Annotated in this window: 15 protein-coding genes; 11 read left to right on the top strand and 4 right to left on the bottom strand. The window is 48.8% G+C overall.

Annotation, left to right across the window (positions count from 1 at the left end; all coding sequences use genetic code 11):
• Positions 1-6: 6 nt before the first annotated feature.
• The 4 genes from asnS (at position 7) to GX659_07470 (ending at position 3,647) form a co-directional block, all read left to right on the top strand.
• Positions 7-1,296 (top strand): asparagine--tRNA ligase, encoded by a 1,290-nt coding sequence (asnS, locus tag GX659_07485; protein ID NLD28625.1) that lies wholly within the window; start codon positions 7-9, stop codon positions 1,294-1,296.
• A gap of 81 nt (positions 1,297-1,377) precedes the next feature.
• A complete protein-coding gene (locus tag GX659_07480; GenBank protein ID NLD28624.1) occupies positions 1,378-2,121 on the top strand; it encodes an RNA pseudouridine synthase in 744 nt (247 codons plus the stop codon).
• A gap of 32 nt (positions 2,122-2,153) precedes the next feature.
• On the top strand, positions 2,154-2,822 hold the full coding sequence (locus tag GX659_07475; protein NLD28623.1) for a DUF3047 domain-containing protein: 669 nt from the start codon (positions 2,154-2,156) through the stop codon (positions 2,820-2,822).
• Between the two features lie 3 nt (positions 2,823-2,825).
• Complete coding sequence (locus GX659_07470) at positions 2,826-3,647, top strand: hypothetical protein (protein ID NLD28622.1); 822 nt, start codon at positions 2,826-2,828, stop codon at positions 3,645-3,647.
• A gap of 48 nt (positions 3,648-3,695) precedes the next feature.
• Here the strand turns inward: GX659_07470 and GX659_07465 are convergent, their stop codons facing one another.
• From GX659_07465 to elbB, 4 genes are all read right to left on the bottom strand, one after another.
• Positions 3,696-3,935: a ferredoxin gene (locus GX659_07465; GenBank protein ID NLD28621.1), complete on the bottom strand. Its 240-nt coding sequence runs from the start codon at positions 3,933-3,935 to the stop codon at positions 3,696-3,698.
• A 66-nt stretch (positions 3,936-4,001) separates the two neighbouring features.
• Positions 4,002-5,720, bottom strand: coding sequence for a DNA polymerase/3'-5' exonuclease PolX (gene polX, locus GX659_07460; protein NLD28620.1), 1,719 nt, complete (start codon positions 5,718-5,720; stop codon positions 4,002-4,004).
• A 13-nt stretch (positions 5,721-5,733) separates the two neighbouring features.
• Positions 5,734-6,159: a 23S rRNA (pseudouridine(1915)-N(3))-methyltransferase RlmH gene (locus GX659_07455; GenBank protein ID NLD28619.1), complete on the bottom strand. Its 426-nt coding sequence runs from the start codon at positions 6,157-6,159 to the stop codon at positions 5,734-5,736.
• A complete protein-coding gene (gene elbB, locus GX659_07450; GenBank protein ID NLD28618.1) occupies positions 6,156-6,824 on the bottom strand; it encodes an isoprenoid biosynthesis glyoxalase ElbB in 669 nt (222 codons plus the stop codon). The genes GX659_07455 and elbB overlap by 4 nt, the downstream gene beginning before the upstream one ends.
• Positions 6,825-6,916: 92 nt before the next feature.
• Here elbB and priA point away from each other — a divergent pair, with 92 nt between their 5' ends.
• The 7 genes from priA (at position 6,917) to GX659_07415 (ending at position 15,029) form a co-directional block, all read left to right on the top strand.
• The gene (priA, locus tag GX659_07445; GenBank protein ID NLD28617.1) at positions 6,917-8,980 is read left to right on the top strand and encodes a primosomal protein N'; all 2,064 of its coding nucleotides are present in this window, start codon (positions 6,917-6,919) and stop codon (positions 8,978-8,980) included.
• 558 nt (positions 8,981-9,538) lie between these two features.
• Entirely contained in the window at positions 9,539-10,057 is a 519-nt protein-coding gene (def, locus tag GX659_07440) for a peptide deformylase (protein ID NLD28616.1), read from the top strand.
• The gene (locus tag GX659_07435) at positions 10,058-10,984 is read left to right on the top strand and encodes a methionyl-tRNA formyltransferase (protein NLD28615.1); all 927 of its coding nucleotides are present in this window, start codon (positions 10,058-10,060) and stop codon (positions 10,982-10,984) included.
• Positions 10,985-10,989: 5 nt separating this feature from the next.
• Complete coding sequence (locus tag GX659_07430) at positions 10,990-11,622, top strand: ribulose-phosphate 3-epimerase (protein ID NLD28614.1); 633 nt, start codon at positions 10,990-10,992, stop codon at positions 11,620-11,622.
• A gap of 21 nt (positions 11,623-11,643) precedes the next feature.
• The gene (locus GX659_07425) at positions 11,644-12,534 is read left to right on the top strand and encodes a cation transporter (GenBank protein ID NLD28613.1); all 891 of its coding nucleotides are present in this window, start codon (positions 11,644-11,646) and stop codon (positions 12,532-12,534) included.
• A gap of 97 nt (positions 12,535-12,631) precedes the next feature.
• Complete coding sequence (locus GX659_07420) at positions 12,632-13,201, top strand: pyruvate ferredoxin oxidoreductase (GenBank protein NLD28612.1); 570 nt, start codon at positions 12,632-12,634, stop codon at positions 13,199-13,201.
• A gap of 19 nt (positions 13,202-13,220) precedes the next feature.
• A complete protein-coding gene (locus GX659_07415; GenBank protein ID NLD28611.1) occupies positions 13,221-15,029 on the top strand; it encodes an FAD-dependent oxidoreductase in 1,809 nt (602 codons plus the stop codon).
• Positions 15,030-15,038 lie beyond the last annotated feature (9 nt).

Genomic DNA, 15,038 nt, shown 5'->3' with positions numbered 1-15,038 from the left:
GAAAAAATGGATATTTTCATCAGCGATATTTCAAGATACATAGACAGTACAGTCACCATCAAGGGTTGGATCTATAATCTGAGGAGCTCAGGCAAAATTACATTTTTGCAGATCCGCGACGGATCCGGTTTCGTACAGGGGATAGTTCATCACCCAGATGTCTCGGAAAAAACCTGGAACGACGCACGCAATCTGACCCTTGAGAGCTCCGCCATAATCACCGGAAAAGTTTCGAAGCATCCCAAAAAGGATGAATATGAGCTTCATATCTCTGACATCGAAATCGTGCAGATAGCTCCCGAGTATCCCATCGGAAAAAAGGAACACGGCCCCGATTTTCTTCTCGACGTGCGACACCTGTGGCTACGTTCCAAAAAACAGTGGGCGATTCAGAAGGTCAGGAACGAGGTAATAAACGGAACCTATGAATGGTTCGCTAACAACGGCTTCACGAAGATCGACTCGCCTATCCTAACTCCTGCGGCCTGCGAAGGGACCACTACACTTTTCGAAGTCAAATATTTCGACCTCGGCAAGGCGTATCTGTCGCAATCCGGACAGCTGTATCTAGAGGCGGCGATCATGAGCCTCGGCAGGGTTTTCGACTTCGGACCAGTTTTCAGGGCGGAGAAGAGTAAAACCAGAAGGCATCTCACCGAATTCTGGATGATGGACGCCGAAATGGCATTCTGCGATCATAAAAACAACCTCGAGATTCAGGAACAGCTCGTATATCACATCGTCAAAAGATGCCTTGAGAATCGCCGAGAGGAGCTCGCCATTTTGGAACGCGACATCTCAAAGCTCGAATCGGTTCAACTCCCTTTTCACAGGATGACGCACGCCGACGCAGTTAAAAAACTGCGCTCTATGGGAAGCGACATCAAAGAAAATGATGATCTGGGAGGGGATGACGAAACGCTTCTTACCAAGGATATGGATCGTCCTATCTTCATAGAAAAATACCCGGCTGAGGTAAAAGCCTTCTACATGAAGCGCGATCCAAACGAGCCACATCTAGCCCTTTGCGCCGACATGCTCGCCCCGGAAGGGTTTGGAGAAATTATCGGTGGCTCGCAGCGCGAAGATGAATACGAAGTGCTTCTTTCTAGAATCAAAGAACACGGCCTACCGGTGAAGGCATTCGAATGGTATCTCGACCTGCGCAAATTCGGAAGCGTTCCACATTCAGGATTCGGATACGGGCTGGAGCGTCTCGTCGGATGGATATGTGGCACACATCATATCCGCGAAACCATCCCCTTCCCGAGGCTACTCAACAGACTTACACCTTAGCTCTCGAAATAATTCTATAAGGATTATCGATTAGTTGAAATGCCTCTCATTCCCGTGTGACAAAAAGGACGCCATCCCCAGATGAAAAAAATCCTCGAACCGTCGATAATTCATAATGACGCCTTCATCATCGTAATATCGAAGCCCCCCGGAATGCCCTCAGTGTCACTGAAATCAGGTGAAAAAGGGACACTGGCATCATGGATATTAGACAATTTTCCCTCCCAAGCCGATCTGCCGCAGGGAAAACTCGAGGCGGGACTCATCCAAAGGCTCGACAACGAAACTTCAGGGCTCATCATAGCGGCGAGGAATACTGCCACTCTCAAAATGCTGCGAAGGAATGTCACCGCCGCAGAAAATTTTGACAAAGTATATCTGGCGCTGTGCATAGGAACGATCGAAGATGAGATTCTTTTAAACAAGCCAATCGCTCACCATCCGCGCAAAAAAAAGAAGATGCTGGTATGCAATTCTAAATCTGAGGCCGAAAAATTCGCGGCTAGGGCTGCAACGACTACCGTAAAACCTCTGAGAAATTTCAAACTAAAAAACACCAGTTATACTCTATGCGAAATTTCGATAAAGACCGGGGTGCGACATCAGATAAGAGCTCACATGGCCAGCATCGGCCACCCCATTTCAGGGGACGACCTGTACATGAACAGTTCGCTGAAAGATCTCGACACGCTAAAGCCTAGGAGGCATCTGCTGCACTCCTTCAGGGTAGCCATAATACATCCGAAATCACTTCTTTTGGAGAGCTATGAATCCCCTCTTGCAGATGATTTTTTAGAACTCATCCAAAGGATGGAGGAACATTGACAGACGTGCCCCAATAGCGGAATATCCGCACCATGAAAAAACTGACAGTCATTATTTTGGTTGCCGTGGCAATTTTTGCGATTGAAGGGACGATTAACTCGCAGGGGAGGTCGATACTGCTGGATGATTTTTCCGGAACCGCTCCAGGCAACATCCCGAAGAGATGGAGAACCTGGCCGCTTCAGAGATCCAAGGCGGCCCAGGTCTATAAAATCGCCGAAGAGGATGGGGTCAGATATATTAGAGCTTACGACTCATCCGATCTATCGCAGCAAATATTTTTGAATTTCAACTGGAAGACTGAGACTTACCCGAAACTTTCATGGAATTGGCGTCCCACAAAATTGCCGGATGGCGCCAATGAATCGAATGACGCCACAAACGACAGTGCTTGCGGCGTCTACGTCATATTCGGACAATACACCGGAAACGCCATAAAGTACGTATGGAGCACCGAGCTGCCTATCGGGAAAACCGTCACGAGAAGAGATGGAAAACTTAAAATAAAGGTTTTGGAAAGCGGTCTGAAAAAGACAAACTCGTGGAAAACCGAAAAGGTGGATGTCATAGAGGATTACAAAAAACTTTTTGGGTCACCTCCGAACAAAAAACCTTCCGGGATAGCCATATTGACGGACGGAAACGCAGTGCACAAACCATCCGGCTGCGATTACTCGGCCTTCGCAATTTCATCGGAGTAGCGAATGATCAAAAGGATATCTTTGCCCATCTTTATAATCATCGCCTGCATATCTGTTGGCGATGCGTCGGCTGAAGGAAAAAACCAGCACACAATTTCGCAGGAAACGATAGAACTGATAGCTGCAGGCGATCTTCAGGGGGCCTCCGTCAAACTTGCAGAATCGCCCCAGGGAATGAAGGTCAAATACATTCAAGGTGAAATATCCAAGGTTCTGTACATGGAGGCTTCGGAAAAACCTTCCAAGTCCAACGCATATAACGCTTATCGCAGGGCAGCAACTGCATATCACAATCTCTATCTTTTTCTGCTCGCTGAGGGCGTAAGCAGCGATAAATTTTTAAGCGAGGCAAAAAAAAATTACACCAAGGCCAGCAGGGTAGCAAAGGGAATGCAAAAAGATCAGTGTAAACTTCTCGAAGCAGCTCTTTTCGCAGCATCAGGGGATCTCAAAAAAGCATCGAAAATATTCGAAAAGGTCGAGCAGGCGGCGACGTTTGGAGATTTCGCCGCGGCTGAACACGCGGCCGCTTACAACGCCGCACTCGGAAACGTAGATGAAGCGGTGAGAAATCTCCAGAGAGCATATGAGATCGATCCTGAAAAGACATCAGAGTGGATATTCGTCAGCGATGACTTTTTTAAAATTCAAAACGAACCGTCTTTTCTGGAAATGCTCAGAAAATTCGCTATAGAGCCAAAAAATGAGACGACCCTTTCAATTCCGGCATCAAAAAAACCGGCGCTTGAAATCGCAGAGCCAAGCCCCTTCTTTATGAAGGGGATAAATCTTCCCAAATACAAAAGAACGAAACGTAAAAAATAAGAATAAGAATAAGAACGATATTTCAAATACCGCCAAGCCGACACCCTTTCAATATCCTTCGCCATCATCTCCTATAGCTTCGACCGGGCATGATCTCACAGCCTCCGCACAAAGTTTTTCTTCCTCGGCGCTGGTTGGCTGTTTATTTACATAAGCATAGCTGCCGCTTTCATGCATGATGAAATTTCCGGACGCCGTTTCAACGCACATATTGCAGCCTATACATTGTGAATCGACGTAGTAACACCCCTTTGAATTTTCAAAAAATTTACCGTCACGATTTGCCATCGATCCTCCTTCAAAAAATATCGCGTGAAGCTATAGCCGGCAGCATATCCTGTCAAGAAGACTCGTCTATTTTATTGAATACCGTTTCAAAAAGTCCTTTATGGCCATCGAGTTGATGACGTCATCCTTCTCAAGCCACCCCTTCCTGGCAATCCATATGCCGTACTTGGCGAGAGAAAGACCGAAAGTGTCATGGGCATCTACACCTATCGCAAGCTTAACCTTCTTTTTTCGCGCATACATAATCCATCTCCAGTCGAGATCCAACCTCTGCGGGTGGCTATTTATTTCAATCGCCTTTCCGTTAGCGGATGCTGCGTCTATTATTTTCCTGGTATCTATTTGATACGGCTCCCTCGATAGTAGAAGTCTTCCGCTAGGATGCCCTATGATATCGACGTCGGGATTTTCTATCGCCCTTATTATTCGATCCGTCATTTCAGTTTTATCCATCTTGAATTTGCTGTGCACCGAAGCGATGACGATGTCGAACGCAGATAACATATCTCCATCGAAATCAACCGAGCCATCACCGAGAATATCTGCCTCGATCCCTTTTAAAACTCTGCATCCACCCTTCCCCATATTGAGCCTGTCTATTTCCTGGTGCTGCCTGACAACATCTTTTTCATCCATGCCATTGGCTATGGCAAGGGATTTGCTGTGATCACAGATCAGTAGATATTCATACCCTAGCCTTTCGCTTTCATATTTCAGTTCGGATATAGAATTTACGCCGTCGGAATAGTTGCTGTGAACATGCAGGACCCCTTTCAGGTCGTCCTCCTCTATCAGTTTTGGAAGCGCGCCGTGGGAAGCGGCCTCTATTTCCCCCATGTCTTCTCTCAGTTCTGGAGGTATATAATCAAGGCTCAGCGTTTTAAATATCTCAGCCTCGTCCTTGCACGGAAGAGCCTTCTTTGAGCTGCCCTTGAAAATTCCGTACTCATTCAGTTTCATGCCAGAATCTTTGGCAATGGATCTCATTTTTAAGTTGTGTTCCTTAGAACCAGTGAAGTGATGAAGCGCAAAAGGATACTCCGAAGGAGAAACAGCCCTGAGATCACACTGAATTCCTGAATCGAGGATCACCTCAGATTTAGTATCGCCATGCTGTATAACTCTTTCGACGAAAGGAAGTGAAACAAATTTTTTCATCACCGCTTTAGGATTTTGCGTTGCTACGACGAGATCGACATCTTTCACGAGTTCCTTGCGCCTCCTCAGGCTTCCGGCCACTTTTACCGATTCGACCTCATCCCAAGAACCTATCGACTTGGCTATATCGGATGCAAACTCCCACGCCTCTGAAAGAAGCCACTTGCCCGCATTTTTCCTGAGCATCGCAATTCCTGCGAGGATATTGCGCTCCATTTTTGCCCCGTATCCTGGTATCTTTGCAAGGCCGTGTCGATCGCAGACGAGCTTGAGAGATGCGACCGAGGATATGCCGTAATCCTTCCAAAGGCCCCTCACCCGTTTAGGTCCCAAACTGGGGATCTTTAGCATCTCAAGGACTCCATCGGGAATCGACAAGAGCATCTTATTGCGGCTCTCCAGCTCTCCTGTCTCTATAATTTCTTTTATTTTGGAAGCGATCTTTTCGCCTATTCCATCTACTTTCGTGAGCTCGCCCCTTTGAGCGATCTCCAATATCTCGTCGCCAAGGTTTTCTATTATCCTGGCGGCCTTTTCGTATGCGCGCGACTTGAACGGGCTCTCCTCCAGCAATTCAGAGAAAACCGCCATCTCGTGAAAAATTTCCGATATGCGAAGTGAATCCATATTCTCTGATGCCTCAAGTTCTATGATAAGGTTCATTCCGGTTTATCGAACTTGCACGATAGAGCTGCTCGAGAAGCATAGCCTGCGCAAGTTCATGTGGAAAAGTCATATCGGAAAGGGAGAGGATTAAATTTGCCCTGAACTTCACCTCATCGGAAACTCCATCCGGACCTCCTATGAAAAAGCAGAGGTTTTTTGTGGATGCATTCGCCCTCGACTCGATAAATTCGGCGAGACCGACGGAGCTTAATTTTTTCCCATGCTCATCCATGACTACCAGATAATCCGATGATGATATCTCGCCGAGCGCATAGAAATCGTCCCTGAAAGAATTCAAACTTGCATTATGGTAATGTTTTAACCTCGAAAAATAATCCGAGACCAATTCGGTAACCGGCTTCGATTTGATCTTGCCAATGCTGATAATCTTGATTTTCACCGTGCAAACTCCATCAGCGCTGAAACAGCTTTCTGGATTCCGAGCCACGTCTCGGACAACGAAGAAGCGTTCATGAATGCAGGGGTGGTCACGATCCTCGACTTGTCATCGGATACGCATGAACTTGGGCTGCACTCTATATGGGTATGACCCATGGATTCCACCATCTTGGCAAAAAAACCCTTTCCGCCTGTAGTTATCCCGGCTGTTATTCCCATCAAATGCAGCGATCTCGCAAGAATTACCGTGCCAAGGCATATTCCGCAAAGAGGTTTGCCCATTTTGTGCATCTCCGTCAAAAACTTCTGAAACCCGGGATTCATATCGCAGGAGGCGCCTTTTACATTCAGATTACAGAGGTTGATGCCGATCCCTCTTCCCCCTGGAATCACAGCTGCATCGATCTTTTCCGGATTTAGAGCTTCAATGTCAGAAATTTTTCCCCTAGATATCCTAGCGCTTTCCAAAAGCATTTCCCTCTTCTCGCCCATGGGATTATCTGAAATGGGGTGTATCACTTCAAATTCACCTCGAGGCGCAGCACATACGGCTTCAGCCCCCAGGAGGTCTATCGAAAGCAGCGTACACACCGCCTCGCTTATTTCAGTGCCATCGAGCCTGCCACAACCTGCTAAAATCACAGCCACCTTTTTCCTGGATCCCATAAAACCCCCTTTCGTGCAATTAACCTACACGCCAGGCACGACGATATCAAGCCCTTGCGAACAATCCGGCGATGATATAGACCGGTATAGCGATGAAATACGCGGACATAGCCATACAATCGCCGGTCTTCAAGCTATTCACCTACTCCTTCGACGACGCTCAAAATATCTCCCCTGGAATGAGAGTCGAGGTCGAATTCAGAGGAAAAAAAAGGATAGGGCTTTGCTTTGCTACATCGGACGACCCAACCCCCGGCATTCCCCCTGCCAAGATCAAAAAAATATCATCCGTACTGGATCAGAAACCGTCATTTTCGACGGCTATGCTCAAACTCGCAGAATGGATGTCTTCATACTACTGCGCTCCGATAGGGGAAGTAGTGAGATGCGCACTTCCATCCAGGATGCTCAAAAGCAATTCGCCGAAGACGACACGCGCCTCCTCCCCACATGAGATAAGGCCCGAGGGCGGCATCTCCACGCTAAATCGTGAGCAGGCGGCCGCCTCTGCCGAGATAATAAGATCATCTTCTGATGGGGAATCTAGGGTATTCCTCCTTCACGGAATAACAGGAAGCGGCAAGACAGAGGTCTATTTGGAAATCTTTGGAGAGATGGTCTCTAAAGGGAGGACCGCTCTCCTGCTGGTCCCGGAAATAGGGTTGACTCCGCAGTTGACTTCCAGAGCCGTCGCAAAATTCAAGGATGATGTTGCCGTGTACCATTCCGGGCTCACCGACGCACAAAGGCACGAGCAGTGGCTGCGCATAAGAGACGGAAAAGCCAAGGTCGTCATCGGAACTCGTTCAGCGCTCTTCGCTCCCCTTGAAAGACTCGGAGTGATAGTCGTCGACGAGGAGCACGACCCATCATTCAAACAGGACGACGGCTTTCAATACAACGCGCGCGACGCAGCAGTTATGCGCGCAAAGCTGGAAGGGGCTGTGGCGATACTGGGAAGCGCCACGCCATCCTTGGAAAGCCTCTATAATGTAAAGGCGGGAAAGTATTCCAAACTCGAGATGAATAGCCGTGCAAACTTCTCCAGACTCCCAGAGATCACCATCGTCGACATGAGAGCTAAACAGAAAAGAGAAGATCGCAACAAAAGTGAAGGGAATCGCAAGAAGCGCGAACTCTGCGCCCTCTCCCCAGAGCTCTATGACGCAATAGAAAAGACATTGAACTCCGGAGAGCAGACAATGCTCTTTGTCGGAAGACGGGGTTTCGCAAGCCTCATACAGTGCGCAGGCTGCGGCGAAGTGATCAAATGCCCTAACTGCGACATATCACTGGCGCTTCACGGAAATTCAGGAAAAAAGGAAAAATTAAATTGCCATTACTGCGGCTATAGCATAGACGCCCCAAACACCTGCTCCGTATGCGGGTCCGACCAGATATCACCTATAGGCTTCGGAACGGAGCGCATAGAGGCGGAGATAACGGATTTTTTCCCTTCAGCAAAAGTAGCCAGGCTGGACAGCGACACGGTGATGCGCTCATCGACGCGAAGAAAAATCTTGAATGACATGCGTAGCGGAAAAATCGACGTACTCATAGGAACACAGATGATCACGAAGGGGCACGATTTCCCCGATGTGACTCTCGTGGGCGTAATCTCTGCCGACCTTTCCTTGTCTATACCAGATTTTCGGTCCGCCGAGAGAACATTCCAGCTTCTCACGCAGGTCGCCGGCCGCGCGGGAAGAAGAAATCGCCCCGGCAGGGTAATAATCCAAACAAGACAGCCATCGCACCTGAGCCTGGTTTCCGCAAAGAATCACGACTGCGCATCATTCGCCGAAGCCGAGATCGCCCAGAGAATTGAGAGCGGCTATCCCCCTTTCACGCGTCTGGCGAACATAAGAATATCTTCCACCGAAAAAAAGAAGGCCCGGATGGCCGCCGAGACTGCCGCGGAGATAATAAAGAAGATGCTTCTGGAAAGCCGTTCTGAAAGCGGAATCAAACTGCTCGGGCCCGCCCCCGCCATCATAGAAAAGCTGCGGGGACGATATCGCTGGCAGATGCTCTTAAAAGCGCCATCTGCATCAGCCCTTTCCTCATTGCTGAAAAACGCGCGACCGAAAATTGAGAGCTCACTGCCCGGAAACGTCCGGTTCGGCATAGATGTAGACCCCCTCAATCTTTTATAACTATCTAATATTATTGATCTTTTTGTCAGGCGCAAAAATATACGCGACTGCGCACTTTTTTTTCACCCAAAGCAACTTGGGCATCCGCGCAACCGATAATTACTGTGGAAGCAGCGTTTGCATGGGCTGAAAGATGTAGAGGTTAAAAATTTGACTGCCCCCCCTTTTTGGGCCCTTCAGCAATAGTGTTGAAGGGCTCTTTGTTATCCGGTGTTCAAACAGATCGATCAGATTTCGACCTACAGCCATAAAAGCCCACCAATCAAAATGGGGGATTATGTTCATGATGAAGACGCGCTAGACGCTCTCTCCCGAAGTCATCGCGCTGTTTCCTTCAACTCACCTGATGCTAAAGACCTGCAGCATCGGATTTTGCTGCAAGAAATTCATAAAGGTAAACTCAACCGCAGCGGTAGCCCTGTCCATAATATTTATACAGTACACAATGGATCGCGGAGTATTTTTTATATCAAAAGAAGATCATTACGAGGAATGGGAAACCAGCCGGGCCGGCTCTAACACTTGCCCGCAGTGGGCGATTTATGTATAGCTATCGCCATGATACGAAAAATCATAACACACCCTAATCCAATCCTGCGCAAGGTTGCCAAACCGGTTTTAGAGGTTGATGATGAAATCCGTACCCTCCTAGCTGACATGGTCGAGACCATGTACGCCGATGGGGGAGTCGGTCTGGCCGCCCCTCAGGTAGCGGTAAGCCTCAGGGTTATCGTGATAGACATAGATTCGGAGGCGTCCGAAAAAAAATACGGCGTTCTGAAAATTGTAAATCCGGAAATAACCGACAGAGAGGGTCAGATCGAATGGGAAGAGGGATGCCTCTCCGTCCCCGATTTCAGGATAAAGATGAAGAGAAGCGCCCGGGTTACCCTTCGATATCTCGATGAAAACGGCATAAGAAAGACACTCGATTGCAAAGAGCTTCTCTCCATCGCAGTACAGCATGAGATAGACCATTTAGACGGCAAGCTCATCATCGATTGCGCCAGCGGACTCAAACAGGATATGTACCTGAAAAAAATCGAAAAGAAGAAAAAGGAAGGGATTTCATTCTAGATGAAAATCATCTTCATGGGCTCTGCGGCATTCGCGGTTCCTTCACTTATGGCGCTCGCCGAGGCCGAACATGAGATCGCAGAGGTTGTCACCCAGCCTGATAAACCAGCAGGCCGTGGGCGAGAGATAACCCCATGTCCGATAGCAGCGAAGGCGCGGAAGATGAATCTTCAACTCTATCAGCCAAAGAGCGTAAAGAAGCCCGAGGTTATTTCACACTTTAAAGAAAGAGCGCCGGATCTTATCGCGATAGTTGCGTACGGCAAAATTCTGCCGATCGAGCTCATCGAGATACCCAAATTCGGATGCGTTAATGTGCACTCTTCATTGCTGCCCAAATACAGGGGAGCTGCCCCGATAAACTGGGCTATAATCAACGGTGAAACTGAGACTGGCGTCACAACAATGAGGATCAACGAAGAGATGGATGCCGGTGAAATACTGTTGTCCTGCAAAACCGACATCGACGACGTCGAAGACGCACCGATGCTTCACGACAGGCTGGCGCAGATGGGATCTAACCTCCTCGTTGAAACGATATCCCAGATAGAGTCCGGCAGGATAAGACCGCGCAATCAAGACCATACCAAGGCAACATATGCGCCAATGATCAGAAAGGAAGACGGACTGATAGACTGGTCGATGCGCGCCAAAGATATATACAACAGGGTAAGGGGGTTCAAGCCCTGGCCGGGGGCATTTACACATCTGGGAGGCAAATCACTTCGCATTCATGAAGCCGCCCTTACGGATCTGGATTTCGACGCAGCGCCCGGAGAGATAATCGAAACGGACGGAGCTCTCGCAGTCAAATGCGGAAGCGGAGTTTTATATCTCATCGAGGTACAGCTCGAGGGAAAAAAGAAGATGCCGGCTCAGGATTTTTTACGCGGCTACAAAGTCAAGAAAGGAACTATCTTAAAATGAAAACCATGATTGCACCCTCTATACTTTCAGCCGATTTTGCAAAGCTAGGCGAAGAAATTTCAGCGGTCGAACGCGCCGGGGCTGATGTCATACATATTGACGTCATGGATGGTCACTTCGTCCCAAATATAACGATAGGCCCTCTGGTGGTGAAGGGAATACGCAAGACGACAAGGCTTCCGTTGGATTGCCATCTTATGATAGAAGAACCCGAAAAATACATAGCGGCCTTTGCAAAGGCAGGGGCTGACTGGATATCGGTTCACGTCGAAACTTCAGATTTGCGAAACCTTCTCCCGGACATAAGAAAACTGGAATGCAAGGCGGGTATCGTAATCAACCCTCCTACTCCTGTCGAAAAGATTTTTCCATATCTCGAACTCGCCGACTTCGTGCTTATAATGACCGTAAACCCGGGCTTTGGCGGGCAGAAAATGATATACGATTCGGTGGAAAAAATCTCCATCATCAAAAAACGGCTGAAAGAGATGGGGGCATCAATACCAGTCGAAGTTGACGGCGGAGTAAATTCCAACACGGTTAACAGGGTTCTTAGCGCTGGCGCGGACATAATAGTAGCGGGGTCGGCCATCTTCGAATCCAACGACTATGCAAAATCAATAGCTTCGCTGCGCTGAAAGAGGGGATGGGCTTAGACGATGCAGAAAAAAAGAACAGCTCTTGTCGCCATAGTCATCCCTTTGTTTCTCGCAATCGTGAAGGGGGCAATAGGCTTCGCCACCATGTCCATCAGCGTCCTTGCCAGCGCACTCGACTCGCTGATGGACGTATTCTCATCGTCGATAACCGCTTTTGCGGTATCGGCATCTGAAAAGCCGGCCGATGAAAATCATCCATTCGGACATGCGAAGGCTGAAGCGATAGCCGGGCTCGTGCAAGCAGTTCTCATAATGGTCTCCGCCAGCTTTCTCGTCTATCAGGCCTTGAGGAGAATCGCGCTCGGCTATTCACTCAAAGAAGAAGGCTTGGCGCTGGGGATCATGCTGGCCTCGGTTATATTCAGCATCTTTCTTTCAGCCAGCATGAAAAAAGCCGGGAGAATATTCAATTCCACGGCATTCGAGGCATCGGCGCTCAATTTCACATCGGATATATGGACCAACTCCGGAGTCATAGTTGCGCTGGGGCTTGAAAAATGGTGGCACGTAAAAAATGCCGATCCGATAATATCGATACTCATATCGCTCTACATAATAATATCCGCAGCGAGAATAGGACATAGCGCCATATCCCAGTTGATGGACAGAACGCTTCCCAGGGAATTTCTAGATTTGATCGGAGAGACAATCCGCGCCCACAGGCCGATGGCCAAAGGTTACCACAATCTTCGTACGAGATGGGTCGGCGGAGAGAAATTCATAGAGTTCCATCTGGAGCTTGAAAATGAACTTTCATTTCGTGAAGCACACGATCTGACAGAAATTATAATATCCGAAATACGCGCTAAGATACCCAACTCTAGACTCATGGTCCACAGCGATCCGGAAGAATGCACAAAACACGCTAAACACCCTCCAGACGTCATTTAAAGGCTAGCAACGCGGTCGGCCGCAGCCAATATCCCATTTGACAAGATATCCCCATGTTATATGAAGGGGTGCGTTTTAATTCAGCTGCGGAGGAGCTATGATCGAGATTCGCTTTCACGGACGTGGCGGCCAAGGAGCTGTGATCGGCGGAAAGATCCTGGCCACTGCCATTTTTTCGGAAGGAAACTTCGTTCAGGCATTCCCAACATTCGGAGTTGAAAGACGCGGAGCTCCCGTGGCCGCATTCGTTCGAATAGACAAAGAAAAAATAGACCTGAGAAGTCAGATATACACCCCAGACCACCTCATCATACTCGACTCGACGCTCTTAAAAAATCCGGCCACCTTCAAGGGATTCAAAAAAGAAGGCTGGGTTCTCATCAATTCAAAAAAATCCCCTGAAGAGCTGAAGGCATCCGCCCAGATGTCAGAATTCAAAATCGCCTGCGTCGATGCAAGCGGCATAGCTGCGCGAAACAGGCTCGGATCACAGACCAGCCCGATAGTGAATACCGCAATTCTTGGGGCATTTTGCAGAATAACCGGCATATGCTCGATGGATTCTATCTCCAATGCGATAAGAAAAGGCGTTCCAATAAAACCAGACGCCAACATTAAGGCCGCCATGGAAGCTTATGACGAAGTTCTTTTTTCAAGCGAACACTAAGTGAACCACAGGTGAAAAGATGAACAGCACAGAAAACAAACCAAAACCTGTAATCTTCAACAGCGAAAAAGAGATGCCATATTTTGACATCTGCTCGGCCACGATGGAGTGGAACGAGACTGGGTCATGGCGCTACCTTCGCCCAAGCTACGTTGAAAAAATTCCGGCTTGCCAAGCATCATGTCCCACCGGAAACGACATAGAGCGCTGGATAAGGTTCATGCAAGATGGCGAAGTCGAAAAGGCGTGGCAGGCGGCAACATTGGAAAATCCATTTCCAGCTATAATGGGGCGCGTCTGCTTTCATCCGTGCATGGAAGGCTGCAACAGGTGCGAGATGGGTGGCGCGGTCAACATCAACATGCTCGAAAGAGCCCTCGGCGATGCGATAGGAGATAAAATTCCAACGCCGGAACCATTTGCGGCAAAAAGCGGCAAAAAAGTTGCTGCTGTTGGAGCCGGCCCGGCGGGGCTGGCATTCGCTTACCACATCACCAGGCTCGGCCATAAAGCGGTCGTCTATGACAGGGAAAAAATGGCGGGTGGAATGCTTCGCTATGGCATTCCATCCTACCGCCTTCCAAGAAGAGTAATCGACAGGGAGATCGACTCGCTGAAGAGGATGGGAGTAGAATTCAAACTTGGCCAAGAAATAAAGGACGCTGCACACCTGGAGGAGATCGTGCGTGAATACGACGCAACCTTCGTCGCCACAGGGGCGCACAAATCCCGTCCGATGGGAGTTTCTGACGAAAAGAGCGAGGGCGTGACATCCGGACTCAACTTCCTCAAATCCATAGAACACAGCAAGAAGATAAACATAGGAAGCAAGGTCTTGGTGGTTGGCGGAGGAAATACCGCAATCGACACTGCAAGAACTGCGAAGAGGCTCGGCGCAGAAGTTACGGTGATCTACCGCAGATCCGTTGCGGAAATGCCTGCATCTCAGGAAGAGATCCAGGCAGCCCTCGACGAGGGGGTCCGTATAGAGATACTCATGGCTCCAAAGAGAGTCATAGTAAAATCCGGAAAGGCAAAAGGGCTTGAATGCCTGCGCATGAAGCTTGGAGATCCCGACGAGTCCGGAAGACGCCGCCCCGTTCCAATCGAAGGTTCAGAAATGATGTTCGATGCTGACGCCATCTTCTCCGCCATAGGGGAGGAGATAGAAAACAGGATCATCCCTGCCGCAATACATATAAAAGATGGTTCTCTGGTAGCGGATGAGTTTGGCAAGACCTCCTTGAAGGGGATGTTCGCTGGCGGAGATATAACAGCAGGCTCCCGTACTGTCGTCGACGCCCTCGGCGATGGCAAACGCAGCGCCATAGCCATAGATTGCATTCTACGAGGAGAAAACCCAGCCGACATCATTCCAAGGATAACCATCCCTGGCACGTCCACGCCTCTGATGTCGAAATATCTGGAACACAGAACGGGCAAAGTTCACAATGCGTCAACGGATTCTAAGACAGAGATGCTGGGCGAGATCGTACGATTTACCGACCTCAACAGCGCCTATTTCACGCACTCAACTCCTGCGGAAAAACCATCTCTGCCCTTGGAAAAAAGATTCTCAGGCGACCCGTTCACAGAGGTTCACGCTTCGCCAGCGGAAGATATAAAATCATCGGAACTCTCAAGATGTTTTCACTGTGGCAGATGCACGGAGTGCGATAACTGCTACATATACTGCCCCGACTTGGCGATCGCCAAAAAAAGCTCCGGTTTCGAGATAGACCTCTACTACTGCAAGGGATGCGGTCTTTGTTCCCACGAATGCCCGCGCGCAGCAATGAGGATGACCGAAGAACCAACCGAATTTTGAACGTCCATC

It is taken from the genome of Myxococcales bacterium, assembly GCA_012513515.1.
Classification (GTDB): domain Bacteria; phylum UBA10199; class UBA10199; order 2-02-FULL-44-16; family JAAZCA01; genus JAAZCA01.
This window is presented reverse-complemented; position numbering and strand designations above follow the sequence as displayed.